Here is a 26,602-nt window from a genome sequence, read left to right on the forward strand (position 1 = left end):
GAAGCAGTTGAACACCTGGGTCAGTTTTCAGTCGGCAGAAGAGCCTCTACTGGGTCAGTTTTCGGTCAGCGGCAACACGCAATGAGCTACAGGCCTTGATTTTAAAGACGCTACAAACTCAGGTCGGTAAAAACCTGCATTTTTCAGGGTTAAAAGTTGCGCAAATGGGTGTTTCGAAAAAAGGCGATTGAGTGCAATACGACCGATCCTTGAGTGGGGTGGTTTGCTAATACCTATGACCACGCCGATTACACCCTCTGCACACACAAAAAAGGCCCTTTCCGCTTCCGGAAAGAGCCTTTTAGTTAACGCTGAGCCTTAGCCCAAGTTAACGCCATAGCTCGAAGCCAGTGGCGCCAAGCCGCCAGCGAAGCCTTGACCGATGGCTTTGAACTTCCACTCGCCGTTATGGCTGTACAGTTCGCCGAACACCATCGCGGTTTCAGTCGACGCATCTTCACTCAGGTCATAACGCGCAATTTCTTTGCCGTCAGCTTTGTTCAGAACACGGATGTAAGCGTTCGAAACTTGGCCAAAACTCTGCTTGCGTGCATCCGCTTCGTGAATGGTGACTGCGAACACCAATTTCTTGGTTTCCGGTGCAAAGCCGGACAGGTTCACGTTGACCTGCTCGTCGTCGCCTTCGCCCGCCCCCGAACGGTTGTCGCCCTGGTGCACAACATTACCGTCCGGGGACGTCTTGTTGTTGTAGAACACAAAACTGCCGTCATTGAGCACTTTGCCATTCTCACCAACGATGAATACCGAGGCGTCCAGATCGAATTCACTACCATCGGTTACACGCGGATCCCAACCCAGGCCTACAACCACCTCGGTCAGACCGGGGGCTTCTTTGGTCAGGGAAACGTTACCGCCTTTACTCAGACTTACTGCCATGTTCGTGAACCCTTATATAAAAAGTTGAGGGGGTGACGATTAAAATTTCAGGCCGTAGCTTTCAGCAAGAGGCTTGAGGCCCCCATTGAAACCTTGTCCTACCGCACGGAATTTCCACTCGGTACCGTGGCGGTACAGCTCGGCAAAAATCATCGCTGTTTCAGTGCTGGCATCTTCCGCCAGGTCATAACGTGCGACCTCGACGTTGCTGTCCTGGTTCACGATGCGGATAAATGCATTGCGTACCTGACCGAAGCTTTGACGTCGGGTTTCAGCTTCGTGAATGGTCACCGTAAACGCGATTTTGTCGATATCGGCAGGCACTTTGGACAAGTCAACCTTGATCGCCTCGTCATCACCGTCGCCCTCACCGGTACGGTTGTCGCCCGTGTGCTCTACCGAGCCATCAACACTTTTGAGCTGGTTGTAAAAAATGAAATCGGAATCGGCGCGTACCTTGCCGTCAGCCTTGAGCAGGAAGGCGCTGGCATCCAGGTCGAAATCCACACCATCCGTGGAGCGGGCATCCCAACCCAGTCCAACGAGGACTTTGGTCATCCCAGGGGCTTCTTTGGTCAAAGACAGGTTGCCGCCTTTAGAGAGGGAAAGTGCCATGAGTGATTCTCCTTAATAAATATGCGATCAAGCGTTCGTGTCGTTTTTGACGTCAGATTGCTCTTCATCTTTACCGGGAAAGATGATGCTGGCCACGATACCTATGGCCAATACCACCAACACAACGATCAGGCTGGTATTCGGGTCAATGCTGATGCCATGGCCAAACAGGTGATCGGTAGCGTTCAGAGCCAGCTTGCCGGCAATAAAGAACAACAGCGCGATAACCGATTTTTCCAGGTGAACGAGGTAGCGCTTCAGGGCTTCGAGTACGAAGTACATGGTCCGCAGCCCCAAAATCGCGAACATCATGGCCGAGTACACAATCAACGGTTCGCGGCTTACGGCGATCACTGCCGGGACGGAGTCAAAGGCAAACAAGATGTCTGAGACTTCAACCACCACGACACACAGAAACAGCGGCGTCGCGAACAGAGCGCCCTTGCCCACCAGGGTCATTCCCTTGTTCTGCGGCTTCGTGATCTCTTTTTCAAGCTCTGTGCGAGAAACAAAGAAATTATGCCCGTGCAACTTCGGCCATACCGGGAAGAGTTTTTTCGCAAACCGGTAAGCAATGTGCTGGGAATAGTCCTCATCTTCGTCGTCTTCGCTACCACGCAGCATCATGATCGCTGTCCAGGCCACGACCACTGCAAAGACCACTTCGACCCATGGGCCAAACGCCAGCAAGCCGGTGCCGATAGCCACGAAAATCAGGCGGAAAACGATCGCGCCGATGATGCCCCAGTACAAAACACGGTGACGCAGTGCGTCCGGAATTTTGAACCAGGCAAAAATCGCCATGAACACGAACAAGTTGTCGACGCTGAGCACTTTTTCGAGCGCATAACCTGTGACGAACAGGCTGGCCACGCTCGGGCCGTGGGCGTAGTACAAGTAACCCGCAAACGCGAGGGAGATCAGCACCCAAAAGATCGACCAGATGGCCGCATTGGTCAGCGTGACCGGTTTATCGCTTTTGTGGGTGAACAGGTCGATTGCCAGAGCAATGACCGCCAGAGCCACAAATACAGCGATGGTGGTTGGCGGGAAGCCAATTGCCGTGTTTTCCATGATGTCCTCAGAGATCAAAATCGCCAGGGTTCAGCCCCAGCTCATTGCAGATGGTGCGGCAAGCAGCCCGCTCACTTTCATCGAAGTTGCCGTCAGCGCTGCCGATGGCGCAGCAAACGCGCACCAGCAGACGCGCCGCATCTTCTTTCTTACGTAACTGACCGATAGATTTCAGTGCTTCAGCACGGCCGATCTGTTGATCAAATTCGAACTTTTCGCACACGGCGTTGAAAGACTTGATGACGTCTTTAACGTCAAACGCTTTCAGTTCATTCGAGTTCTGGATGAAGCCGACCATTTTTTGCTTTTCGCTGCTACTGATGTCGCCATCGGAGGCAGCCACCAGCGCACAGCCGGAAACCACAGCTTCCATGAATTCACGATTTTTGAACTTGCTGACTTCTGCCGAGAGTTTGTCACGGGCAGCTGTTGCATTGGTTTTCAGCCATTCAAGCATTGGAGTTACCTTGTCAGAAATTGAGGGAGTACCGCCTGCCTCGGCAGGCGACCATTCACAGAACGCTCATTTGGATCCGGCAGCCCAGCGCATGCCCCAGCCAAAGGCTTTGTCCATGTCTGAGTGGCCTTTGAAAAATTCGACTTTGCGGTTTACCCGCACGCTACCACCGACGTTTTCGAGCAAGGCGATAGCGCACATGCCTTTGCTGCCGCCCTCTTCGCTCAAGCGCACTTCAATCGGTGCTTCGCCCGGGATATACAGCGTGATCACGCCATCCGTCGCCTGCCAGTTCGGGGCGCCTTCGTAGATGAAGGCATAAACCAGAACGCGACGAATCTGACGCCATTCCTTGCCGTTGATGCGCAGCCATTCGCCATCACTTACCGACCCCGTGCGGTCATCACCCATCAGTTGGATAAACGGCTCATCGCGGAAATCGCCAAACGCATTGCCCAATGCCTGCACCGCGCCTTTGCGGCCATTTTCCATTTCGTAGAGACAACCTACGTCCAGGTCGATACCGCCCGACTTGCCGCGCAATGAAGCAAAAAAACCGCCGCCGCCACTGCTTTGAGAGCTGCGGTTCCAGTTCAGGTTGATTTTGATCTCGCCGAAGTCGCCGTCTTTCTTTTCAAGACTGATCGATGGACGCTGTTTGTCGAGGGTGATTTTCGACAAGTTGATTTTTGACGCTGGCGCAGGTGCTGCAGCGGGCGCAGGGGTCGGGGCCGCCGACGGGGCAGGCGCGGCGATATCCACGCCGAAGTGCTCAGCCAGGGGGGCAAGCCCGCCAGCAAAGCCCTGCGCCACACAACGGAACTTCCACGCGCCTTGGCGACGATAAAACTCACCCAGGATCAATGCGGTTTCCTGCATGCCCTGCGTCGGGATCGGCGCTTCAATGCCGCCACTGACCGATACGTTCAGTACCGGAAATGCTGCGAATTTGGCCTTGTTCTCGTAAATGGTTGCCGTCAGGGCAACTTTCTCGATAGCCGGATCGATCGCATCCAGGTTCATACTGAAGACTGTTCGGCCCGCAGCCGATTCGACCAGCTTGACCGCGCCGTTGTTGACGCTTTGCTGGCCGAAGAAACACATGTCGTTGTCGCCGCGCACCTTGCCCGAATCGGTGAGCAAAAATGCCGAGACGTCCAGGTCAGCGCCAGCAACCGGGCTGTAAGTGATGGTAACGGTCTGAGCGCCCGCTGAAACGGACGTGTTTGCACCCGGCGTCAATGTGCTCATGCGCGCACCGCCTGAGCAGCCTCGTTGGCCAGATCCTGTGCAGTACGGCCGTTGGCCACAGTTCCGATGGTGGTGAAGTCCCAGCCTGCCGACGTGCGGCTCAGGTTAGCCATGACCAAACCGGTGTGACGGCCTTTTTCCGACAGAAGGAAACGCGCCAGCTCCTTGCCGCTGACTTCATCGACGATTCGGCAGTAGGCATTCTCGACCGATTCAAAGTTCTGCCCGGTGAATGAGTTCACCGTAAACACCAAGTGTTTGACGTTGGCTGGCAATTGCTCAAGGTTGACCTGGATCGATTCGTCGTCGCCATCCCCCTCGCCAGTGCGGTTATCGCCGGAGTGAACGATAGAGCCGTCCTTGGACTTGAGGTCGCGAAACCACACAAGGTCCAGCAACTGCTTGTTGCTGTCGAGCACAATGCAGGACGCATCAAGGTCGATGGCGCTGTCACTGTTCAGCAGTTTGGCAAAGAAACCGGTCGGTTTTACCGGGTCCCAGCCCAGGCCCATACGGATTTTCTTGAGACCGGTTCCGGCTTCTTTTTCGAGGGAAATGGTTTGGTTCTTGGACAGCGAAATGGCCATGAAGCGTCTCCTTGTCTGCATCGATGCACAACGTGCTGTTTAACCTAATTTAACGCTTGTATATGACGAGCCGTGCTTACAGTTCTTCACGCAAGCACACATCCAGTGGCCGCTTACGGCGCCACAGTGCATGAAATTCACGCCAGTGGGGCTCTTGAGCGGCGCCAAGCATTTGTTCATCGCCCCGAGTGTCACCCCAGGCGCGCAATGTGTATTGGTCCAAAGGCCCGTATTGCGCCTCAAGACGGATGACTTTTTGCTCACAACGGCAATTGGTGCCGCTGATTTCACCGGTTAACACACCGTTAACCGCTTCCAGTTGAGTGCCGATCAAGCCAATACCCAGTTTTTTAGCGAACGGTTTGAGTACCAACTCAGGCGATGCCGAGCAAATGGTCACGAGCGCTTGCTGCTCCCGCTGGTTGGCGACAGATGTTAAGCCCAAAGGCCGCATTAACCGCTGCCACGAAACGTCACAAAATGCTTCTGCGCGTTCTTCCACCCATGCGACTTTGGCCCCTGTCAGATAGACCGTGATGAGCTTTTCCTTCAGGTCATTGCGGGAAATCTGGCCGAGCAAGTAGCTGATCGTGGCCGGGATCATCCGGAACAGGCGCATGGCGAACAGTCGATTGCCGAACGCAAAGCGTAAAAACGGTACAAAACTGTCGTGATACGTCAGCGTGCCATCGAAGTCGAAGGCCGACAGCACCTGTTTTTGTGGAACCGATTTATTTAAAACGTCGTTCAACCTACCAATTCAGCCAATCTCAGGCTGCCTCCAAAAGTGTCGGAAGGGTTACCGCACTCTGTGCGAACCCCTTGCCAATGCGCGCGCTCGATAACGGTTTGCGCCCATTTGTAATGTGTCGCCGGCTCGCACATGGCGTCGTTGAATTTGAACACTGCAGGCGCCGACTCACTCAGTATTTGGCGGGCGCTGTTCAAATCTTCAAGGGTGACTTGCAACGCCTTGTGGATAACGCTGATTTGCGACGGATGTATTGCGGTTTTACCCACAAGTCCATGGGCCATGTCCAAAGCCAGTTCCTGCTCCAGCAAGTGCGGTGTATTGAGCTGTTCAAACACTGGCGCTGTCAGCGCAAAACCCGCCGCCCCCATCACCCCGCATAACATCGGGATCACGTAACTCATGGGGGTACTGTAAAGCGTCATGGCCGGGTTACGCCGCAAGCCCAGGCAGCCCATCAAATCGTTGCCGCCAATGCGCAGGGCGATGATACGTCCCGGCAACTGTTCCAGCATGGCGTCACGCAGCTCAACCATGGCGCCCGGATCAAACACCTCCGGGGTTTCAAGCGTCGGCATCAGTGCCAGTTCGTTGCGGGTCACGGCCTGTTGCCATTGGCGAATGTTGCTCAAACGCAGTTTGGGCACGACAAAGCCGTCGACGTGACGCATCAGCGACCACTCGTTGAGTACTGCCGCCATTTCTGCATCCCGCGGGCGCACGAACAGGATCGGCCCGCCGGACAGGCGTCCACCCCGGGCTTCAATTCCCAGCAACAGGTTCTTCAAGTTGATCAGTGCCTGTTGCACGTCGGTTTCGGCGACAGCGTCTTCCAGACACACCACCAATGAGCGCAATCCTTGAATCTTCTCGCCAAACACCACGTCCAGAATATCGGGACGGGTGGCGGGCATATACAACGTAGCGCCCAAGGCATAAGCGGAATGTCTGATCATCAACGAACACTCCTGATCACGGTCACGGCCCGGTAAGGCCCCAGCTCATCGCCGACTTCTTCGACGTCGATATTGGCCTGACGGGTAAGATGCATCAGTAACTGCACATCCTGATCGTCACGACTGCGTACCAGCACGTGGTCCGGCACGCGGCGCATCACCGCGCGCGTGGCCTCGGCAATACCCGGTTTAACGCGATTGGGGTTGCTCACCCCGAACCGCGTCGAGATACGTTCGACCGCAGCCACGGCGGAGTGTTGCAACGCCTGTGCCTGTTCGGGCGTCCACGGTTGAACCGGGGTTTGTGGCGCCAAAAGTGCGCGCTCGCGTTCGATGCTGTGGATAAAAGCCCGCGTCACATCGTGCTCGGCCAAATGCCCATACACCACGCACCCATGCAGACCCGGATCAGTTGGCCAGATGGAGCGGGAAACCAGCCCCGACACGGTGGCACCCAGGATGCCCGACGGAATCAGCCAGTCTTCAGCCGAAGCTGACAACCACGCCCGGCCACACGGGTCAGCCAACACCACCAGTCGCGGCTCGGACGGGAAACGCGCGTCGCCCGCCAGGCTGTCGCGAATCTGACCGCTGATCGCTCCTTTACCGGTCCAACCGTCCACAAACACGATGTTCTCGGCACCGTGGGCCTTGATGATAGCTTCAAGTGCCACGCTGTCGATGCCACGATCACGAATGATGCTGATGCCGTAGTGCCGCGCGTCGCGCCCCATCTCAACCAACGCCCGACGCAGCAATACGCCCAACGGCAACCCGGCACGTACAAACGACACCAGTGCAATCGAGGCGCCTTGATAACGCGCAGTCAAGGCAAGCGCCAATGCCTGTACATCAGCGGCCATGCGCGCGCCGTTTTGCGCCAGCGCTTGCAGGTAAAGGCTTTTGTGAGTGTCAGACGGTGGGTGTTCCTGACTGATCATTTCTGAGTAGTGGCGCTGCCGGGTCTGAATCAGGCGCTCTTTTTCCACTACGTCGGTGACCTCAATGTCCATCGCCCGTAACAGGAAATGCACATCATCCGGGGCATAGCTGCCACTGCCTACGGTGGTTAAACCGTCAAATGCGTCACGCATGGTCAACACTCGCCATCACATGGCTGGCCAGCTGCCCGCGACGGGGCGTCCCCCACCAGTCGCACTCGGCCATAAACCCCAAATCCGACACACTGTCGCCAAACCCCAGCATCGGCCGCTTGCCATTCACGGCCTGATCGCGACGAATCCATTCGCGCACAGCTTCGCGTTTTTGCAGCGCCAGCGGCAGAAACGCCAGATTGTTGCCATTGCCATGCACATACAACCCGTCCAGCAAGCCCCGCGCCTTGACCTCAGCCAGCACGGTCAGCAGCGCCTCGTCGGTTTCGTTGTTGTGCTTGGTGACCACGTAATGGGCCAGCCCCTGCTCCTCCACCACCCAACCGCGCAACGAAAAACCCAACTCGGCGCCAATGGCCAAGGTCTGCTCGCTCAGTTGATGCAACCGGGTTTGTTCCTGCGCCAGCAAGTCGCCCATACGTGCATGCCAGGCGGCGTCCAGCGAACCGTCGGCGGCGAGAATCACGCCACCGTGGGCACACACTGCACCGTGGGCAAACGGCAACTGCACCCGCTGATAGGCTTCGATGCTGCGCGCCGTCACCGGCACCACATCAGATGTGGCCAACAGCCACTCCACAAAGCTCTTTTGGGTGGCGTTCATGAAGCCGTTGGGCTGACCGTCCACGTCGAGCGTGGCGGTGAAACGGGGCTCATCGCTCATTTTTCGGGCGGTTTGAAACAGGGTGTCATCGAGGTCGACGAACACCAGCGGACGATTATTTGTCATCGACGATCACCTGCGCATTCAACGCGCTGACCAGCGCCGGGTCGACGGCCGCGGCCGGCGTTTCACTGCAAATCAGCACCCGGTCGAATTGGCCAGGGGCAACGTTATACAAAAAGTTGGGAATGCCCAGCCCGTAGTTATCGGAAAAAGACAACGCATGGTCAATGGCATGGCCCAAGGCAATCGGCGAACGGCTGGTGGAGCTGAAATGCACATCGGCACCCGCCTTTTCCAGGCGCTCGGCCAGCAAAAATGGACGCCAAACAAACTCGCTGGTGCCCACGACCAAGACACGTTCGCCGGGCTTGACGTGCAGATCGGGCGCCAGCGTATCGAAGTGTTCGCACGCCCCCATGCGGCCCCAGTCGCGACGCGGGTCCAGCGACCAGTCACCTTGGGCAACGCTGCCCACTTCAGGCATGTCAGGCAAATCAGCGGCGGGATCTTCGTGGAACGTATAGCGGCCGTCGAGCAACGAGACACTGGTCACATGCTCGCCCATCGCGTTGCGCACGGCGTCTTGCGACCAATCTGTCAGGGTCGCGGTGACCAGACGCTCAATACGCGTCAGCCCGGCATCCACCAGCGCTTTGGACAAATTGATAAAGGTATTGCCGGTTGAAGCTTCATCATCCACCAGCACCAGCGAGCGCGCAGTCATCATGCGCTCTCGGGCGACTGCATCCTGAGGCATGTGCAGTAGATGCGAACTGGCGTGGCTGTGTTCTTCTTCAAAACGGGCAAACAGCTCACCGCCAGTGGGGTGACGGGTACTGACCAGGTAGACGGTGTCATCGCGGGTCTGGCTCAAGGCACGATGTACACCGGCGCCTAGACCGACAGCGGTTTCAGCCATTCCGATGACCAGCACGGGGCCGGGCAAGTCCGCAGGAATTTTGGCCGCAAGGGCGTTGAAACTGTCAGCCATCAATGAAGGGCGCGCCGGTATATGCCGTCCGAGCACGCGCGAGACAAACAAAAAGGCGCGCTTGGGATTACGACGTTCTGCGAAATTGAAAAGGGCCTGTGGGTCAAAGGTCGATGTATTGACCTCCACCTCCAGGCGACCGCGCTTCAAGTGTGCGTGCAAAGCCTTGAAGCCGGTCGGGGAGTTACCGCTGTTCATTGAAATTAATTACCTGGAAATACAAAAAAGTGAGAGACGATTCGCCAGTCAACGGGTTAAGACAAGCGCGAAATCGTTACTGGAGATGGCTGGCGTCTATCCGCCATAAACCCGATTGCGCAGCACGGACCAGCTCGGGTGTGCTCAACGAGCGCTCACTGCGGCCGCGCTGTGCGGGCACGCGGGCGGCTTCGAGAAACGCCAGTACCAGCGCCGTTTTCACGGCAAAGTTCATGTTCTGCGCATCTGCCATGCTGGAGGTGACCAACCCGCCCACCAGGCCATACTGGTCAAACACCGGGCTGCCGCTGGAGCCAGGCTGAATCGGTGCGGTGAACTGCATCAGGCTGGCATCATCGCGCAGACCGAACAGCCCTGATACCACACCTTGGGAGACTTGCACCCCGCCGCCCGCCAGCCCGGCCAACGGAAAGCCCAATGTGACGACGCTTTCACCCAGCTCGCAGCCGATGCCATCCCGAAAAGTCACCGGGCTGAAAGGCGGCGCACCACTGACCCGCAGCAGCGCCAGATCATTCTTGCGATCCACCACCACGGCTTCTGCCTGAAAACGGCCCTCGAACGAGTCGATGGACAAATGGTTCAGGCCTTCAATCACGTGGGCGCACGTCAGAATATGCTGCGCGCTGACCGCAAATCCGGTGCCGGTAGCGCTATGCCGCGCCTCACTGTCGTGGGTATCGGCGCTGACCCGCTGGGGGTGGCGATCATCCAGATCAATGCCCAGGCGTCGGGCAAACGCGCTCAAACCGTAAGCCGATGCTTCAGCCAACGCGCGAAGCTTCCATTGATCCTGACGCCGGTACACCTCGGCAATCACCATCGCACTGTCGCCGTAGTCAGCCAGCGACAGACCATGCTCGATCTGATCCTCGGCTTTAAGCTCAAATGAACCCAGCTCACGCAGTGGCCCCAGTGCGCCGTACACATACAACACCAGCAGCACGCGCGTGCACGTGGCGGGCAGTTGATCCAGCGCCAAACCAAACCGGGCCAGCCCACAGGTGTCATGCCAGTGCACCCAGGGCTGCGGTTGATGCAGCAGCGCAGGTTCGCCCACCAGACGACGCTGGTCATCCAGCGCCAGCAAGGCCAGACCGGCGTAATCACCCAACGCACCGGCCCGCGCGCTTACAAGGGTCAATTCACTGCGCACTGACTGCAGAGGCGCGTTGCCTCCCGGCATCAATTTCATCTTCCTTGATTCCCCTGTGCCAGTACGCTTAATGAGAGGCGCTCACCTTAACAGCTCTTCCCCACGAACCGAAACGGCCACCGTAATGGCCTTGACCTGCACATCGTCACGCCATACGCCCAATGGTTGCGGCAGATTCAGACGTCGGGTAGCGAAAATGCCTGGCAGGTTGACGCCGGTTTCTCGGGTGTAACCGATGCCGCCCGAATAGCGCAGATTGATCTCCAGCAAATGCGGTTGGCCATTGGCGTCATCACGGGTTTGCACATTGACGATGCCATCGCAGCCGAAATGCTCAGCCGCCCTGACCGCCAGTTGTACCGCGGCACTGTCGCGCTCGAACGATTGCATCAGGCCTTGCTTGCGCCGCCCGACGAACGCCACGGCTTTGCCCGCTTCGCACACCATGTCCACCGAACACTCACTGCCCGGCATGTAAGGCATCACCAGTAGCGGCTTGGGCTGCCCGGACTGGCCATACGCTTGCGCGAAGACACTCAGGTTCACTTCGTGAGAATCGGCGTTGGCGAAGCTTCGAAACGGGTCGACTTCTTCCGACACGCGCCAGAACCCTTGGCCATAAATACCGCGCGTGGGCTTCACACACACCGGCCCTTCACGGGACAACTCGTCGTAGGCGCGCTCCAGCTCGGCTTGCGTGTGCACGGTGATTGCGGGGATACAGGCCAATCCGGCCGCCGATGCATCGCGGGTGAACACCGACTTGTCGTCCACCCGTTCGAAGGTGTCGAGGCTCAGTGCACCCGTCACCAATTCCAAACCGGCGCGCTCAAAATCGGCGCGATGCGCTTCATATACGTGCCCCACCCGCCCGGCCAGCACCACCTTGATGCCATGGGCGCACGCGCTTTCGATCACCCAGGCAACGCGCGCCTCATTGTCTTGTGGCTCGCGCAAGGCCACGTCCGCCAGCCCGGTAATCTCGGGACGGCTTTGGCGATGCGAGGCCAGAATTTGAACACGTTCGGGCAGCGCCGCACGGGCGCCCGCAATGACGTCGCGCTGGCTGGATTGCCCTTCAAGAAACCAGATCATGGACATCCTTAAGTACACAGGGAGGAAAGAGACACTAAGCGCGGAATTCTACGCCAGCTCACTTCAATTTGAACGCAACTGAACAGTGCTATTGAAATGCCACTACCGCGCATGCTCCAATTGCCGCCCTTTTTTGAAACATTCGGCATTAATTGGCTCTGACCGGCTCATATGCGGTCGTCGATTGGCATTAAACCTGTTCAGGTTTAAATGCGCCGTTTGCCCGGAACAGACTTAGCAGCAACTCATCTATCTATCCCTCGCATAGAGAGGGGAAAACAAGGAGCAGTACATGAAAGGCAAGGTTCTTGAGTTCAACTCGGCAAGTCGCACCGGCACCATCTCCGCGGATGACGGCAACCGTTACGCGTTCAGCGTAGATCAGTGGAAAAGCGCGGTACTGCCAAAGGCTGGCAGCCGTGTGGATTTTTCCGCCAATGCCAACAACGCCGAAGCAATCTTCCTGGATGGCCCTGCCGCGTCGGGCAACTCGAAGAAAATCCCGGCAGCCCTGCTGGCGTTTTTCCTGGGTGCATTTGGCGCGCACAAGTTCTATCTGGGCTACAACGCCCAGGGCATCATCATGCTGCTGGTGTTCCTGTTCGGCTTCATCCTGTTGGGTGTTCCTTCGATGATTATCGGCCTGATCGCCTTCATTGAATTCATCATCTACCTGACCAAGACCGACGAAGACTTCGAACAGACCTACGTGGTCGGTCGCAAGCCCTGGTTCTAAGCCAACAGGCTTTTCCTCTGTCGCCGCTGACGAGCGGCGCAGCGGGTGCAGTACGTGCAGCGCCCGGCCAACCCGCAGCGCTGCGTGTATTGAGTCCGCCGCGACAATGATCCACAGCAATAGATCCTGACTTGGCGTGGCCGTTCGCGGCCAATTGGCTACGCTCCACTGACGCTGTATTTAACCCGTCAAGGAGCCTGACATGACCATTAACGTCACCAGTAAAACCCTGAGCGCGTATAACGCGCAGTTGGCCTTTAACACGGCCACGGCCTATTTGAGTCAATCCGGGCTTGCCGACTATTTGATCAAACAGCTCGAGAAACAAGATCAAGTGCAGCTCTCGATTGAGGTCAGTGGCGACCCCGCCCACGCCAATGAAAATGCGTCGGATGACGGCAAAATCTTCTGGAGCCTGCGCAGTGACGCTTTGTACAGCGACGAAGCGAGCGATGTTTCATCCTTGCTGGACAAAGCCCCCGCCGAGCGAAAACCTTACATCGCCAGCCACCTGAACCTGCTGCACGTGCTGGCTCTGGCCTGCGAGCAACTCAACAACCACCTCAACTTTCGCGATGCCGACGCTACATGGCCCTGGCTGGACGAGACGACGCTCAGCGCCAGCGATATTGAAAACTTCGTCGCCCGTGAACTGTTAGACCAATCTTGGCCTGCTGACCAGAATTGGGACCGTGTGCTCAAAGACTCGTAAGGCTCCCGCCTCACGCCAGCGCGGCCTTGAGTAACGCCGCTTCGCGCTGGCGCCGCGAGGGATAGCGATCACCGAACCGGTTCAACGTGACCCAAGCGCCCGGCCAGTCCCCATGGACGACTTGCTGCCAAAAGTGGGGGGTGCGACGCGCCAGATTCCCGTACTGGAAAGCCACCGAGGCAATCACGGTTTGCATGGCGCCGGGCAACGCAGTGAAATCCACCCCGCTGGCGGCCAGGTAATCACGCGCCAGCGTTGCAATAAATGGTTGCTTGAACGCTTGATCCAGCTGCTGCGCTTGCACGGCACTGATCTGCAACGGCTGTTTTCGCAAGACCTCAACGGCTGCAGCGCCCTTCACGCCCACATAAGGTGTAAGCAACTGTTGCAGCTCACATGACAACCCTAGTGCCGCCAAATCGCTTGCCTGACGCTGGCCCAAATCAAAACCGGTGGCCAGGGTCACCCCGCTGCGGCTGTGGATAACGTCCGGCACATAGCCCTGGGTGACGCACGCGCCTTCCAGGCGGGCAATAAACGAGAAATCGATGGCGAATCCGGACATGACGTTTTCCTTGAACCCTAGGGGAAAACGCAGTGCACCACCCAGGTGACACCCGATGTCACTTGGTAATAATTCCTATCTGCAAGGGGTGTATTTCCTACTTATAAGGGGGTGGCACGCGTCCTTAGTATCCAAATGGACACTTAAGATTCCAAGGACCGAACAATGGACGTCAACGACCTCAACCTGGTCAACATTCGCCAACTGCCCCACTCGTTGCAAGCGCTCATCGACTGCGTGGGGCTGGAGCATGCTTACACACTGACCTGCGCGTTTGGCGGAAGGCCCAAGTACATCCCCAAACACGCCGAACGTACGTCGCTGTCGCAGATTTTGCCGCCCGATGCGCTGGGCGCCCTGATCAAGCGTTTTGCCGGGCTGGCGCTGGAAATCCCCAAGGCCGATCACTTTTGCCGCCAGATCCGTAATCAGCATATCCAGCAGGAAACCTGCCAAGGCCTGTCGCGCAGCAGGCTGGCGGACAAATACGGTTTGAGCCTGCGCCAGATCGGCAATATCCGGCGCCTTGAAAGCCCCACTACATGGTAATCGGTTCCTGCTGAATGGCTCCAGGGCGAGCCCATAAAGTGACAGTGCGCACCCTCGCGCAACTCAATACGGAGATTGACCATGTCACACATCGATTCAGGCCTTATTGGCTCGGTGATCAACGCATTGCCGCTGGACCGCATGATTGCCGGCCCGCTGCAGGCCATGATTCAGGCTCAGGTGCAGGCCAGCAAGTCGTATGCCGACTTCCTCATGGGCGTGTGCATTCAGGATGGCAAAGCCGTTTCGGTACAGTTTGATTACGACGAAACACTGGTGGACGACCAGGGCGTCTACAAGGGAACCGTCACCAAGCAGATGCGCATCCCGCTGTTGGCGGCGATCAGTCACCCGAACATCACCATTGAAGAAGGCAACATCGATTTCGAGCTGACCATCAGCCAACAAGCCGAAAGCGCTCGCGAAACCAGTGCCGAAGGCAGCTTTGCCGCCTCGATGGGTTGGGGGCCATTCAATGTCTCGATCAAGGGCTCAGCCAGCCACAAAGCGTCACAAACCCGCAAAACCGACACCCGGGCGCGTTATGCGATCAGTACCAAGGTGGTACGTCAGGACCCGCCTGAAGCGCTGATGCGCGTGATCGACTTCCTCACCGATGCTGCCACCAAGCCCATCGTCATGCCGAATGCGACTGCGCAACATCTGGATGCCCTGCCGACCGCTGGCGTGCTGCCAGCGCCGGGAGCCGCCGCAACAGACCCGACCTAACCCAGCCCACGTGACCCCGTTCCTGGCAACGGGGTCGCTTATCTCACGCCAAGGAGTGTGAAACATGGCGCTTTTCAATCGCCACAAAGACCCGCTGGCCTTGCCTGACCGACGTAAACAACCCATGGCGGCCTGCGACTTGAGCAGCATTACCCGCGGTTTGCAGCAAGCCGCCGCTGCGACGCAAAACCTGGTGGCGCAGCAATACATCAAACTGTTCGACCAGTTTTTCGACTACGACATTGATGATCTGGGAACCCCGATGAAAGCCAAGATGGTAGAGGTGGCGCTGGATGAACAGCACACCATGCGCGTGCCGCTGGTGACGCTAGTGGCACCGCGCGGTTTGGCGCTCGAGGCGATGAAGGTTGATCTGTCGGTGCGCATGCACGCCACCGAGCAGCAAAAGGCCAGCCATGCACTGGAAAACGGCGAACTGGATTGCGCGCAGTTCTTCGTCACGTTTGGCGGGGACAAAAACGATGTTCACACCCGCAAAACCGATGAAATGCAAATCAGCATGGAATTTCGCGCGTGCGAACCACCCGAAGCGATTCACCGCATGATCGAGGAATACACCCAACTCATCAGCCCGGTGCGCAATGGCGCATCAGACGCTTCGTCAAATCCGGCCCGATCATTGTGCGTATTGAGTGAACCTTGAACCCCTTAGAAGTTCGAGGTTTCAAGCCCGCGGTGCAGCCCTGCCACGACCATCGGCAGGACACGGCCCCAGTCAGCGGTTTCGATATAACCCAGCATCGTTGGCTGTGCGTCTGGTGAAGGAACATCAATAAACAGCGACGCGCCGTAACCAAACGCAGTGTCGGTGGCCACGTGCAGCGACTGCTCCAGTTGGTCCATGCATTCGCTGTGGGTGACCAGCACCAGATTGCGCCCCGGCACTTTGTGTTTGAGGGCGTCACTCAACAGCGTGCCACGGCAGTTAAATAACCAGTCCTGAGCCTGCACCGGGCGCTCGAACATTGAACCGGCCGTCTGCCGGGTTCGTGTCAGCGGGCTGCTGTAGATGTCGACGTTCTGCAGGCCCATTTTCAGGAAGTCGGCACCCAGTTGGCGGGCGGTATCAGTGGCACGTACGGTCACCCCATCGACCGGTCCCAGGCACGGCGCAATGGACCGGTCGCAGCGCTCGACATGACGCACCAGCGCAATCACGTCGCCTTGAGCCCAACTGCGGGTCAGCGCCTGCACGCGATCAAAATGGCGTGTCTGGGCCAGATTCGGCGCCGACGCGGGCGCCAGTAACTGAACCGTGAGGGCTAACGCCAACACGCTGGCGGCCAGCACCACTACAACATTGCGGTAACGCGCGAACGCACTGCGCAGCGTTAAACCTTTAACGTCGGTAAGGCCGAGACTTGGCGTCAAAATAGCACTACCCCTGTAGGACTTATTAAGTGAAACAGGCCGATAAGCCGTCGATACAAGGCAGATCCTTGCACGCTCAGGCCATCAGCCGACTGAACAGAAGTCTAAAAACAGGCACGTTGGGGATCGGTGAAACGGATGTGAAAAAAAACGTGAGCGCACAGCCTTTCCCCCACTGTTTAAAGGGCTTCTGACCGTTTATCGATCTGTTTAAAAAACGTTTCAGCTCTGAGCCAAGCCGCCGATACAGCCCAATACACCTTCTGCTGGGCCAGAACAAAAAGACTCTCCAGCGAAATCTCGATCAAGAAGCGAACGGTTCCTGGAGGAACGCATGAACAGCTGGCTGAGCAATATCAGCGTCAATATGAAACTCGCACTGGGCTTTGGCCTGGTGTTGACCCTTACGTTATTAATGGCCATCAGCAACTGGCTCAGCCTGGACAAGCTGATCGATCGCAGTAACTGGATGAGCGACATCACCCGCCTCAACACATCGCTGACCAACCTGCGTGTTGCACGCTTGCAGTACATGCTCACCGATGGCGACGAAACTGCGGCGCAAAACGTTCAGGCCAATCTGGACGCCTTTGTGGTGCAGCAGAAAAACCTGATTGCCACATTCAAAAGCCCGGAAAACCTCAAGCTGCTCAATGAACAGCACGAGATCATCAAGCGCTACCAGTCGGCTCTGGTCACCATGCGCAAAGCGTATGTGGAATCGGCGGTGTCTCGCGATGACATGGACACGTACTCGAAAGTCGCTCGCGACGCGATGGACCTGTTGAAAAGCCGCGTCATGCAGAGCAGCGCCAGTGAACAGGACCGCTTTGAGCAACTGGACACGCTGTCCACCGTTCGCGAAAAATTCCTGATCGCCCGTTATCAAGTCCGCGCCTACATTGCTTCCCAGACCACAGCCAACGAACAGGCCGCACGCCAGCAACTCAACGACGCCATTGCCAGCCTGACCGCGCTCAACACCTATTTTGTCGCCAGCGCTCCTGAAACCCTGCGCACCCTTGACGATGCCTTGGCGCACTATCAGCACGCCTTGCAGGTGTACGCCGACACTGACAAAACCATCGCTAACATGCGCAAGGAAATGACCGACTACGGGTCGGGCATCCTCAGCCGCAGTGATGAGCTGTACAAAATCCAGCTGGAGCGTCGCGACAGTGAAAGCGAGAGCGCCAACACCATTCAATTGATCAGCACGCTGCTGGTGCTGTTGTTCGGGATATTGGCTGCCGTGGTCATTACCCGTCAGATCACCCGCCCACTGCGCGAAACCCTGGACGTTGTCGAGCGCATTGCCGGGGGCGATTTGAGCCAAAACCTGCGCGTGACCCGTCGCGATGACCTGGGTGTATTGCAACAGGGCATTGCGCGCATGGGCACCACATTGCGCGAGCTGATCGGCGGCATCCGCGATGGCGTAACGCAGATTGCCAGCGCAGCCGAAGAGCTGTCGGCCGTCACCGAACAGACCAGTGCCGGGGTCAACAACCAAAAGATCGAGACCGATCAAGTGGCCACTGCCATGCACGAAATGACTGCCACGGTGCAGGAAGTTGCACGCAACGCTGAAGATGCTTCGCAAGCTGCGGCGGCTGCCGACACTGAAGCCCGCGAAGGCGATCAGGTGGTCAATCAGGCCATCGACCAGATCGAGCGTCTGGCCGTTGAAGTCGGGCGCTCGACCGAAGCCATGGCCGTGTTGCAACAGGAAAGCGACAAGATCGGCAGCGTGATGGACGTGATTAAAGCGGTGGCCGAACAAACCAACCTGCTGGCCCTCAACGCCGCCATTGAAGCCGCACGTGCCGGTGAAGCCGGTCGCGGGTTTGCCGTCGTAGCGGATGAAGTCCGTGGGCTGGCCCAGCGTACGCAAAAGTCCACCGAAGAAATCCAAACGTTGGTCGCTGCCCTGCAAAGCGGCACCCAACACGTGGCCAGCGTGATGAACAGCAGCCGCAGCCTGACCGACAGCAGCGTCACCCTGACCCGCCAGGCCGGCACGTCACTGCAAGGCATCACGCGTACCGTGTCCAACATCCAGTCGATGAACCAGCAAATCGCCGCTGCGGCGGAACAACAGAGCGCCGTGGCAGAAGAAATCAGCCGCAGCATCATCAACGTGCGTGACGTGTCGGAACAAACCGCCGCCGCGAGCGATGAAACGGCCAAGTCCAGCGTCGAACTGGCCCGTTTGGGCAACCAGCTGCAAATGATGGTGAGTCACTTCAAAATCTGAAACAGCCTCCATGACATGACCCTGAGCCCTTCTAAATGAAGGGCTTTTTGTTTTCAAACAGGGTCAACGCCAACCCCGCTTCAGCGCCCGGAGTCGACGTCGCACTGGGGCGACCTGTCATTTCTGACAGTATAAATACCGAGTGAAATCACTTAATAAAGGAGCAGCCCACTCAACCGTTAGAGCATTGAATGACGACAATGATCATCTCGGACGGATGCCCCCCGATAAAACGGCTAATAAAAACAACATGGGTCAATGGCACGCTAACCCGCCTGGTTTATTTGACGGCCCTGGCCTGCATCACGTTTAACGCACTGGCTGAACCAGGAGATGACATCGCCGCCGAGATGACCCGTTACTACCTGTCCACTGTTGAGTCTTGTGCTGATGGGCAACGGCCGGCCTATTACTGTTCGGGCCTGATGATAAAGAACACGCGAAGCCGTCCAGGGCATTACGCATGGAATCCGGGGCGCGCCTCAACTTCAAGCGGGGGCATCTCCTTCATCTACTTGCGCGCCGACACCCGGTTCAATAACCCCGACGCCAATAAGCTCAATGGTTTTGTGCTTTACCCTTATGGCCATGCCCACCCGCCCATTAAAAAAGCGCCCCAAGTACTGTGCTCTTTCCCTCTCGATGCGGGGACACACAAACGGGACGATAAAGGGTGCGGGGATCAATTCGATACGTCGGCCGTCGAAACGTCCTGTGAAGCACTGAACATTCATACGGCTGAAGACTGGGTAGACGACCATTTGAAAACCGATGGCGCCCTCAGAAAGCAATGCGGCTTCCGTGAGGTCAGCGGTCGCTTTGAAGAAAAGGGGGCGCAACACTTTTATGCCAGCCTGAAGGCCAGGTCACTGCTGCTTAAAAACTCAGACCAACTTGAATACGACACCTTTGAAACACCCAACAAGCTGCGCTTATCGACGTGGGCAGAAAACCCGGATTCGCTGCCGATCATGGCGTTCTTTTACGTAGACGATCCGTATCTGGGCAGCGGGCTGGCGGCCGCTCAACAGGATCAGCTGGATTGGGTTGTGGAGAATAAGCGCGCCTACACCCCCATTATCAAAATCACCTACCCGGCCACCATGAATGAGCACGCGGTCTTCACATTCAATCAAGCCGATCAACAGGTTTGCCCCACCTACTTCGATGCGGCCCGTTGGGTATTAAAAGAGGGCAAATGGTTGTTAGTCGTCACGCCCAGCGCGTGCAGTCAGATCGTCGCGATGTTTAATAGCCAGGCCGCGAGTAAAGAGTTGGTGGCGCTGCACGGCGCAGATGCAGAGTTCAACGTCTTGCCGCCGGGGCATTCGATCACGGAGCAATTCCAGTGCCTGGCCTCCAACGACCGCAACGCTGCCCAATGGCAGATCGCCCCCTGGCGTTCTGCCGAGGGTTTGACCCAGGCTCACGTCCTGGCGGCGGACTGCCAACCTTAGCGCACGCTCAGGCAGAACTCGTCGGGAACGCTTTTGAAAAGGTATGGCCGGATCGGTGCGCTGCCTGATTACACCGCGTGCACACGCGCACGTTTGAGCAGTTTTTTGCAGCGCTCGGACACGTGCAGTACCCGCAGATGTTTACCTGCCTTGGCATAGCGCTCGCGCAGCGTGATCAGTGCGGCAATGGCCGAGTAGTCGACAAAGCTCAGGTGGCGGCAATCGAGCGTCACCTCAGCAGGGTCGTTGGCCGGATCGAACTGATTCAAAAACGCGGTCGTGGACGCGAAAAACAACGTGCCATGCACGCGGTACAGTTTGCTGCCATCACGCTCCAGCGAGCTGTCGGCGTACAACTGGCGCGCTTGCTGCCAGGCGAAGTTCAGCGCGGCAATGATGATGCCGCACAGCACCGCAAAGGCCAGGTCGGTGAACACCGTAATCACCGTCACGGCAACGATCACCAGCACGTCGTTGAGCGGCACTTTGTTCAGCACCCGCAACGAGGCCCAGGCAAAGGTTTGTTGCGCCACCACAAACATCACGCCCACCAGCGCCGCCAGGGGAATGCGCTCAATAAACGGCGACAGAAACAGCACGAACAACAGAATCATGACCCCCGCCACCCCACCTGACAGTCGTCCACGACCGCCGGAGCTGAGGTTGACCACGGTCTGGCCAATCATCGCGCACCCGCCCATACCGCCGAACACGCCGGACACCATGTTCGCAGCACCCAGTGCCACGCATTCGCGGTCAGGGTAGCCACGGCTTTCGGTGATTTCGTCCGTCAGGTTGAGGGTGAGCAACGTTTCCAGCAGGCCGACCATGGCCATCAAAAAGGCGTAGGGCGCAATGATGCGCAGCGTGTCGAAGGTCCATGGGATCTGCGGCAGGCTGAAGCTCGGCAAGCCGCCTGCGATATGAGCCATGTCACCTAGCGTGCGGGTCGGCAAGCCCAGCACGTACACCGCCACCCCCACACCCACAATCGCCACCAGTGCGGGCGGCGCCACTTTGGTCAGGCGCGGCAGGCCGTATACAACGAGCATCGTCAGCGCCACCAGCCCGGCCATCACATACAACGGCGTGCCGGTGAGCCAGTGGCCGTCACGTTTGAAATGCTCCAACTGGGCCATGGCAATGATGATCGCCAGCCCGTTGACGAACCCGAGCATCACCGGGTGCGGCACCATGCGCACCAGCTTGCCGAGCCTGAGCAGTCCGAACACCATCATGATCAGGCCGCCCAGTAACACCGTCGCGAGGAAGTACTGCACGCCGTGCTGCACCACCAGCGCGATAATCACCACCGCCATCGACCCGGCTGCGCCGGACACCATGCCCGGCCGCCCGCCGAAGAGCGCGGTCAACGTGCAAATGATGAACGCGCCATACAGGCCCATTAACGGGTTGAGGTGAGCCACCAGCGCAAAAGCGATGCACTCGGGCAGCAAGGCAAAGGACGTCGTGAGTCCGGCCAGAACATCGGCGCGCAGACGGGAGATTTTCATGGAGTACCTAAATCGGGGCATTCAGAAGGGCGTTTCAGAAACAGATGGTAACAAACTGTGGAGCACTGAGATAACTGTAGCCGCTGACGGGGGGAGCAAGGCGGCGCTCCGGGTGTGAACGCGCGTTGCACGCGTTCGCAGCCTCGTACCCCGACAACGACTACAAGGGGTTACTTCACGACTTTGCCAACACCACGGCCACGCGGGTCGGAGGCTGTTTCAAGCTGGGTGCCATTGACACGGATAGCCTGGATGTCACCCATGTTCCAACCCTGATCTTCCAGGGTGTAGCCCATGGCTTTCAGCTCGTCAGCCACTTTGCCGGTAATCGGTGCGTAGGCATCAAAGTAAATGGTGTCTTTGGGCAGCAATTGGTGATGCACACGCTGCGCCGCGACGGCTTTCTCCAGCGGCAGGTTGTAGTCATACAGGTTGTTCAGCACCTGGAAAATCGAGGTAAAGATCCTCGAACCACCGGGCGTACCCAGTACCAGCGTAACCTCGCCATCCCGGGTCACCAGCGTCGGGCTCATCGACGACAGCATGCGCTTGCCAGGTTCAATCGCATTGGCATTGCCGCCCACCACACCGAACGAGTTGGCCACGCCCGGTTTCGAGCTGAAGTCATCCATTTCGTCGTTGAGCAGGAAACCCGCACCTTTGACGACAACCCCGCTGCCGTAATCCCAGTTCAACGTGTAGGTATTGCTAACAGCGTTGCCGTCTTTATCAACGATGGAAAAGTGCGTGGTCTGATGCGGTTCCAGGCCCGGTTTGACTTTTTCTGTCGCCGAAATGGCTTTTGGATTGACCTCTTTCGCACGTTTGACGATATATGCCGGGTCAGTCAACTCAGCCACGGGCATTTTGCCGAAATCCGGGTCGCCCAAGTAATCGGCGCGGTCAGCGAACACGCGCTTTTCAATTTCAGCCAGCAGGTGGATGTACGGCGCAGAGTTCAGTTCAACCCCGTTGAAATCCGCTGCCCGTTCTTCTTTGATGCCGATCAGTTGCGCCAGCGCGATCCCGCCTGAGCTTGGCAATGGCGCGGTGTACAGGGTATTGCCGCGGAAATCCACACGCATCGGCTCACGCCAGTTGACCTTGTACTCATTCAGGTCGTCCTTGGTGATCAGACCCTTGTCCTGCTGCATTTGGGCAACCAGCAAATCGGCGGTTTCGCCCCGATAGAACTCTTTGGCGCCTTGATCGGCAATACGTTCAAGGGTGGCGGCCAGTTCCGGCTGCTTGAAGGTCTCACCCGGCTTCATGCTGCCGAAATAATCCCCGAAGTTAGTGGTGCCGTTGAACAGCTTCAACGCATCCTCGCGGTATTGGTACTGCTTGTCCGCAACCTTGAAACCATTTTTTGCGTAACCCACGGCCGGGGTCAGCAGCTCCGACCACGGTAGTTTTCCGAAGCGCTGATGCGCCTCCCACAAGCCCATGACCGTGCCCGGCACACCGGCTGCACGTGAACCCACCAGGCTCATGTTTTCGATGATTTCGCCTTTGTCGTTCAGGTACATGTCGCGGCTGGCAGCTTTGGGAGCTGTTTCGCGGTAATCGAGAAAGTAAGGTTTGCCATCGATGAACAACGTCATGAAGCCGCCCCCGCCGATGTTGCCGGCTTCGGGGTAGGTCACGGCCAGGGTGAACGCCGTAGCGACGGCAGCATCGACAGCATTGCCGCCTTTTTTGAGAATTTGCGCAGCAACTTCAGCGCCATATTGATCCGGGGCAGCCACAGCGCCCCCTTCCAGAGTGACGGCGAACGCCGACGAGCTGGCTGCAATCGCAGCCGCCAAAGTCAGGGATTTGAACCAGACAACACGCATGGGGACTTCCTTTTATTTTTGTATGACGGTGCTGAACCTTGTCTGATTTCAGTTACGTTTTCAAACAACAAAAGAAAAACCAAGGCTTAATGAGGGAAGTGTGGGGCCGCGTAGCTCGCGAGTTTGGTCTGGATAAAATCCAAAAAACACTGAATTCGTAGTGCCAATTGCGAGTTGCGGTAGTACACGGCGTGAATTGGCTGACGATAACCGCTGTTGAATTCAGCCAGCACCACCTGTAACCGGCCGGTGGCGATGTCGTCGTAAGTCATAAAATGCGACAAACACGCAATGCCCTGCCCCTGTAACGCCAGATGCCGTACCGTTTCGCCGCTGGATGCGCTGATACTGGGCTCGATCGGCCAGCGGTCCCCCTGTGCATAACGCAGAGGCCATTGGTTCAGGCCATCGTTTTGGGTGAAGCCGATCAGGCTGTGACTGGCCAGCTCTGCGACCGAGTTCGGCAAGCCATGTGCGGCGATGTACGCCGGACTGGCAAGGATATTCAGCGGGCTGCACCCCAATGAGCGGGCGTGCAACGTGGAGTCGGCCAGCGTGCCGATGCGGATGGCGATATCGGTACTTTGCTCCAGCAGGTCAATGATCAGGTCGTTGCTGTTGAGCTCCAGCTGAATGTCGGGGTACAGCGCCCTAAACTCGGGGATGTAGGGCACGATGGCATGCAGCATGAACGGGGATGCAGCATTGATGCGCAGGCGACCGGACGGCGTGCGCTGGTGCGCGATCAGGCGCTCTTCAAGTTCGTCCATTTGTTCGAGAATCTGCTTGGCGCGCTCGAAGAAAAACTTGCCCTCCTCGGTCAAATCCATGCGCCGCGTGGTGCGGTTGATCAGTGTGGTTTCGAGCTTTGCCTCAAGCCGAGACAACGTGCGGCTGACCGCAGAAGGCGTCTGCCCGGCGTGCTCGGCAGCAGCAGAGATTGAGCCACACTCAATCACTGACACAAAGATTTGCAACTCATCAGATCTGGCTTTCACACACGTCCCTCATTGAATAGCCAGTCATGGTAGTCGCTGCCGGGCAGCGTGTGACTGCGAGCGTCTCGTTACCGAAGAAACACGTCGGTGAGGTGTTGCTCGTAGCGGGCAGCATCCACTTCAGGCTGCGGACGCTTCATCACGTCAACGCACAGGAATGTCGGCAAACCACTCATGCCCAAAAACTGATTGGCTTTGTGGAACGGAAAATACACCGCATCGACGCCTTTGCCTTCAAAGAAATCAGCCGGGTCGTCAAACGCTTGCTGCGGCGCGTTCCAGGTCAGCGACAACATGTATTTTTTGTCGTGGATCAGACCGCCGCTGCCATAGCGCTGTGACGCATCGGAGCGCGTGCGACCATCACTGGCGTACAGGCTGCCGTGGCCTTCGGTGAACACTTCGTCGATGTATTTTTTAACGATCCATGGCGCGCCCATCCACCAACCCGGCATTTGATAAATGATGACGTCGGCCCACAGAAACTTCTGCACTTCTTCGGCCACGTCGTAGCCTTCGTCGATGTGGGTGACGTTGACGTCAAAGCCATTTCGGTCGAAAAAAGCCAGTGCGGTGTCGTGCATGGTCAGGTTGTAACGACCGTCCGAGTGCGCAAATTTTTTGGCACCGTTAAGCAAAAGTATTTTTTTCATCATCAGCCTCGTCAGGAATAAACCCTCGGCGCTGTGGAGCGGCGTTGGGCTAAGGGTTTAAAAGTGACCGGCACAGTAACGATTCCTTCCTTTAGGAAATACCCGTGCCGCGGCAAATTACATTTGCTCAATAGTCACAAATAGCCATTCCATTGTTGCCGTATTCTCTCAAAACCACCCATTTAGGAGTCGACGAGATGCGCCCATTGCACGGATTTATTCTTCACGCCTACACCAAACCCGAAAAAGCTGACGCCTTCGAAGCGCTGTTTCGCTCCTACGTGGCGCCAAGCCGTCTGGAGCCCGGCTGCATCGAGTACCACATGCTGCGCGACCAGCAGGACCCGACCCTGTTCATCTTTTATGAAATCTGGCAGTCCCGCGAACACTTGGCGGTGCATGAAAACCTGCCGCACATGAAGCAATTTTTCGACAACCGCATGGACTACCTTGCCCGCGACTTTGAAGTACGCCTGATCGACATGCTCAGCCCGTCTTCGGCTAACCGCTGATTAACAAGTGTGCCCCCAGCAGGGCCATGCCGACGAAAAAGACGCGTTTGAACAGCATGGCGCTGACGCGTTGACGCAAGGCTTGGCCCAGCCACATGCCGAGCATGGCAGGCAACAGCGCCAGCAGTGACGCGTTCAGTTCGTCGCCTCCAAGGCTGCCGCGCCCGTACAGCCCGGCAGCCAAGGCCAATGTGGAGACACTGAAAGACAATCCCAAGGCCTGAACCAGTTGATGTTTGCCAAGACCCAAGGCCTGCAGGTACGGCACCGCGGGGATCACAAACACCCCGGTTGCTGACGTGATTACGCCCGTGAGCACGCCACACAGCGGGCCGAGCCACGGTTCGCGGGCCGGGGCCACTTGCAAGGCAGGCAAGAACAGCCCGCTCAAGGCGTACAGCAATAACGCTGCCCCCAACGCGCGCACCACCCCGCTGCCGCCGTCGATGCCGAGCCACAACATGCCGAATCCCGTGCCGCAAAAAATCCCCAATTGCATGGGCCATAACCGCCGGATCAACGCGCGCAACTGACCGCCAACAGCCAATTGCCAGGCATTGGTCACCATCGATGGGATGATCAACAGCGCCGCTGCCTGCGCCGGAGCAATAGCCAGCCCGAGCATGCCCATCGCCACCGTAGGCAAGCCCAGGCCGATCATGCCTTTGACCGTGCCTGCCAACAGAAACGTGAGCATCACCAGCAGTGACAAGGCCCAGCCCAAGGTTTGGTAAAACTCGATTAATGTCTTCATGCGCGTATGCTGGCGCACGGCCGACGGGCAGAAAATGCGCAATTACCATAGTCAGCCTATTGCTTGGCAAGAGGCTGTTTCGCCTTACACCGTCCAAATATCGCC

28 protein-coding genes and 1 pseudogene are annotated in these 26,602 nt (G+C 57.5%); 9 read left to right on the top strand and 20 right to left on the bottom strand.

Translation table 11 applies throughout. The annotated features are described in order from the left end of the window. Positions 1–318: 318 nt before the first annotated feature. From CJF39_RS20205 to CJF39_RS20265, 13 genes are all read right to left on the bottom strand, one after another. The gene (locus CJF39_RS20205; RefSeq protein WP_094995037.1) at positions 319–897 is read right to left on the bottom strand and encodes a TerD family protein; all 579 of its coding nucleotides are present in this window, start codon (positions 895–897) and stop codon (positions 319–321) included. A gap of 39 nt (positions 898–936) precedes the next feature. Then, positions 937–1,512 carry a TerD family protein gene (locus tag CJF39_RS20210; protein ID WP_094995038.1) on the bottom strand — a complete coding sequence of 192 codons (576 nt, stop codon included), beginning with the start codon at positions 1,510–1,512 and terminating at the stop codon, positions 937–939. A gap of 27 nt (positions 1,513–1,539) precedes the next feature. Beyond that, complete coding sequence (locus CJF39_RS20215; RefSeq protein WP_094995039.1) at positions 1,540–2,586, bottom strand: TerC/Alx family metal homeostasis membrane protein; 1,047 nt, start codon at positions 2,584–2,586, stop codon at positions 1,540–1,542. 7 nt (positions 2,587–2,593) lie between these two features. Then, positions 2,594–3,043, bottom strand: coding sequence for a tellurite resistance TerB family protein (locus CJF39_RS20220; protein ID WP_047277599.1), 450 nt, complete (start codon positions 3,041–3,043; stop codon positions 2,594–2,596). Between the two features lie 66 nt (positions 3,044–3,109). Next, entirely contained in the window at positions 3,110–4,294 is a 1,185-nt protein-coding gene (locus CJF39_RS20225) for a TerD family protein (RefSeq protein ID WP_094995040.1), read from the bottom strand. After that, positions 4,291–4,881, bottom strand: coding sequence for a TerD family protein (locus tag CJF39_RS20230; RefSeq protein WP_094995041.1), 591 nt, complete (start codon positions 4,879–4,881; stop codon positions 4,291–4,293). Before CJF39_RS20230 ends, CJF39_RS20225 begins: the two co-directional genes overlap by 4 nt. 76 nt (positions 4,882–4,957) lie before the next feature. Continuing rightward, entirely contained in the window at positions 4,958–5,632 is a 675-nt protein-coding gene (locus tag CJF39_RS20235) for an HAD family hydrolase (protein ID WP_094995042.1), read from the bottom strand. Continuing rightward, positions 5,629–6,588 (bottom strand): HpcH/HpaI aldolase/citrate lyase family protein, encoded by a 960-nt coding sequence (locus CJF39_RS20240; protein ID WP_094995043.1) that lies wholly within the window; start codon positions 6,586–6,588, stop codon positions 5,629–5,631. Before CJF39_RS20240 ends, CJF39_RS20235 begins: the two co-directional genes overlap by 4 nt. Next, complete coding sequence (locus tag CJF39_RS20245; protein ID WP_094995044.1) at positions 6,588–7,682, bottom strand: cysteine protease StiP family protein; 1,095 nt, start codon at positions 7,680–7,682, stop codon at positions 6,588–6,590. Before CJF39_RS20245 ends, CJF39_RS20240 begins: the two co-directional genes overlap by 1 nt. Beyond that, positions 7,675–8,433 carry a trehalose phosphatase gene (locus tag CJF39_RS20250; protein ID WP_094995045.1) on the bottom strand — a complete coding sequence of 253 codons (759 nt, stop codon included), beginning with the start codon at positions 8,431–8,433 and terminating at the stop codon, positions 7,675–7,677. The genes CJF39_RS20245 and CJF39_RS20250 overlap by 8 nt, the downstream gene beginning before the upstream one ends. Continuing rightward, positions 8,423–9,559, bottom strand: a complete 1,137-nt coding sequence (locus CJF39_RS20255) for a phosphoribosyltransferase domain-containing protein (protein WP_094995046.1) — start codon at positions 9,557–9,559, stop codon at positions 8,423–8,425. Before CJF39_RS20255 ends, CJF39_RS20250 begins: the two co-directional genes overlap by 11 nt. A gap of 76 nt (positions 9,560–9,635) precedes the next feature. Then, positions 9,636–10,775: a trypsin-like peptidase domain-containing protein gene (locus CJF39_RS20260; protein WP_094995047.1), complete on the bottom strand. Its 1,140-nt coding sequence runs from the start codon at positions 10,773–10,775 to the stop codon at positions 9,636–9,638. A gap of 42 nt (positions 10,776–10,817) precedes the next feature. Then, positions 10,818–11,831, bottom strand: coding sequence for an ATP-grasp domain-containing protein (locus tag CJF39_RS20265; protein WP_094995048.1), 1,014 nt, complete (start codon positions 11,829–11,831; stop codon positions 10,818–10,820). A 292-nt stretch (positions 11,832–12,123) separates the two neighbouring features. On the opposite strand from CJF39_RS20265, the gene CJF39_RS20270 reads away from it, so the two are divergent. Both CJF39_RS20270 and CJF39_RS20275 read left to right on the top strand, forming a co-directional pair. After that, the gene (locus CJF39_RS20270) at positions 12,124–12,567 is read left to right on the top strand and encodes a TM2 domain-containing protein (protein WP_094995049.1); all 444 of its coding nucleotides are present in this window, start codon (positions 12,124–12,126) and stop codon (positions 12,565–12,567) included. Between the two features lie 202 nt (positions 12,568–12,769). Beyond that, a complete protein-coding gene (locus tag CJF39_RS20275; RefSeq protein ID WP_094995050.1) occupies positions 12,770–13,279 on the top strand; it encodes a hypothetical protein in 510 nt (169 codons plus the stop codon). A 10-nt stretch (positions 13,280–13,289) separates the two neighbouring features. Here the strand turns inward: CJF39_RS20275 and CJF39_RS20280 are convergent, their stop codons facing one another. Continuing rightward, positions 13,290–13,844: a pesticin C-terminus-like muramidase gene (locus tag CJF39_RS20280; protein WP_094995051.1), complete on the bottom strand. Its 555-nt coding sequence runs from the start codon at positions 13,842–13,844 to the stop codon at positions 13,290–13,292. Between the two features lie 165 nt (positions 13,845–14,009). Between CJF39_RS20280 and CJF39_RS20285 the strand changes: the two genes are divergently transcribed. The 3 genes from CJF39_RS20285 to CJF39_RS20295 all read left to right on the top strand — a co-directional run bounded on the left by CJF39_RS20285 (position 14,010) and on the right by CJF39_RS20295 (position 15,786). Next, positions 14,010–14,393, top strand: a complete 384-nt coding sequence (locus CJF39_RS20285; protein WP_094995052.1) for a transcriptional regulator — start codon at positions 14,010–14,012, stop codon at positions 14,391–14,393. An 81-nt stretch (positions 14,394–14,474) separates the two neighbouring features. Next, a complete protein-coding gene (locus CJF39_RS20290) occupies positions 14,475–15,122 on the top strand; it encodes a DUF2589 domain-containing protein (protein WP_094995053.1) in 648 nt (215 codons plus the stop codon). Positions 15,123–15,186: 64 nt separating this feature from the next. Next, on the top strand, positions 15,187–15,786 hold the full coding sequence (locus CJF39_RS20295; RefSeq protein WP_249275403.1) for a DUF2589 domain-containing protein: 600 nt from the start codon (positions 15,187–15,189) through the stop codon (positions 15,784–15,786). Between the two features lie 5 nt (positions 15,787–15,791). Here CJF39_RS20295 and CJF39_RS20300 read toward each other — a convergent pair whose 3' ends face one another. Continuing rightward, the gene (locus tag CJF39_RS20300) at positions 15,792–16,514 is read right to left on the bottom strand and encodes a histidine phosphatase family protein (RefSeq protein WP_170942710.1); all 723 of its coding nucleotides are present in this window, start codon (positions 16,512–16,514) and stop codon (positions 15,792–15,794) included. A 469-nt stretch (positions 16,515–16,983) separates the two neighbouring features. Between CJF39_RS20300 and CJF39_RS23800 the strand changes: the two are divergent. The 3 genes and pseudogenes from CJF39_RS23800 to CJF39_RS20310 all read left to right on the top strand — a co-directional run. Next, a pseudogene (locus CJF39_RS23800) lies at positions 16,984–17,916 on the top strand (methyl-accepting chemotaxis protein); the annotation flags it as partial. Further along, entirely contained in the window at positions 17,908–18,771 is an 864-nt protein-coding gene (locus CJF39_RS23805) for a methyl-accepting chemotaxis protein (protein ID WP_432760262.1), read from the top strand. The pseudogene CJF39_RS23800 and the gene CJF39_RS23805, both read left to right, overlap by 9 nt. A gap of 191 nt (positions 18,772–18,962) precedes the next feature. Then, entirely contained in the window at positions 18,963–20,228 is a 1,266-nt protein-coding gene (locus CJF39_RS20310) for a DUF2599 domain-containing protein (RefSeq protein WP_094995055.1), read from the top strand. A gap of 68 nt (positions 20,229–20,296) precedes the next feature. Here the strand turns inward: CJF39_RS20310 and CJF39_RS20315 are convergent, their stop codons facing one another. From CJF39_RS20315 to CJF39_RS20330, 4 genes are all read right to left on the bottom strand, one after another. Continuing rightward, positions 20,297–21,742 (bottom strand): SulP family inorganic anion transporter, encoded by a 1,446-nt coding sequence (locus CJF39_RS20315; protein WP_094995056.1) that lies wholly within the window; start codon positions 21,740–21,742, stop codon positions 20,297–20,299. Positions 21,743–21,912: 170 nt separating this feature from the next. After that, entirely contained in the window at positions 21,913–23,580 is a 1,668-nt protein-coding gene (gene ggt, locus CJF39_RS20320) for a gamma-glutamyltransferase (RefSeq protein ID WP_094995057.1), read from the bottom strand. 86 nt (positions 23,581–23,666) lie between these two features. Continuing rightward, the gene (locus tag CJF39_RS20325; RefSeq protein ID WP_094995058.1) at positions 23,667–24,578 is read right to left on the bottom strand and encodes a LysR family transcriptional regulator; all 912 of its coding nucleotides are present in this window, start codon (positions 24,576–24,578) and stop codon (positions 23,667–23,669) included. A 68-nt stretch (positions 24,579–24,646) separates the two neighbouring features. Then, positions 24,647–25,231, bottom strand: coding sequence for an NAD(P)H-dependent oxidoreductase (locus CJF39_RS20330; RefSeq protein WP_094995059.1), 585 nt, complete (start codon positions 25,229–25,231; stop codon positions 24,647–24,649). 197 nt (positions 25,232–25,428) lie between these two features. Between CJF39_RS20330 and CJF39_RS20335 the strand changes: the two genes are divergently transcribed. After that, positions 25,429–25,743: a putative quinol monooxygenase gene (locus tag CJF39_RS20335; protein WP_094995060.1), complete on the top strand. Its 315-nt coding sequence runs from the start codon at positions 25,429–25,431 to the stop codon at positions 25,741–25,743. Here the strand turns inward: CJF39_RS20335 and CJF39_RS20340 are convergent. Next, positions 25,733–26,497: a sulfite exporter TauE/SafE family protein gene (locus CJF39_RS20340; RefSeq protein ID WP_094995061.1), complete on the bottom strand. Its 765-nt coding sequence runs from the start codon at positions 26,495–26,497 to the stop codon at positions 25,733–25,735. The two genes, CJF39_RS20335 and CJF39_RS20340, sit on opposite strands and share 11 nt — an antisense overlap. Between the last annotated feature and the right edge of the window lie 105 nt (positions 26,498–26,602).

The sequence above is a fragment of the Pseudomonas lundensis genome, assembly GCF_002269125.1.
GTDB lineage: Bacteria > Pseudomonadota > Gammaproteobacteria > Pseudomonadales > Pseudomonadaceae > Aquipseudomonas > Aquipseudomonas lundensis_A.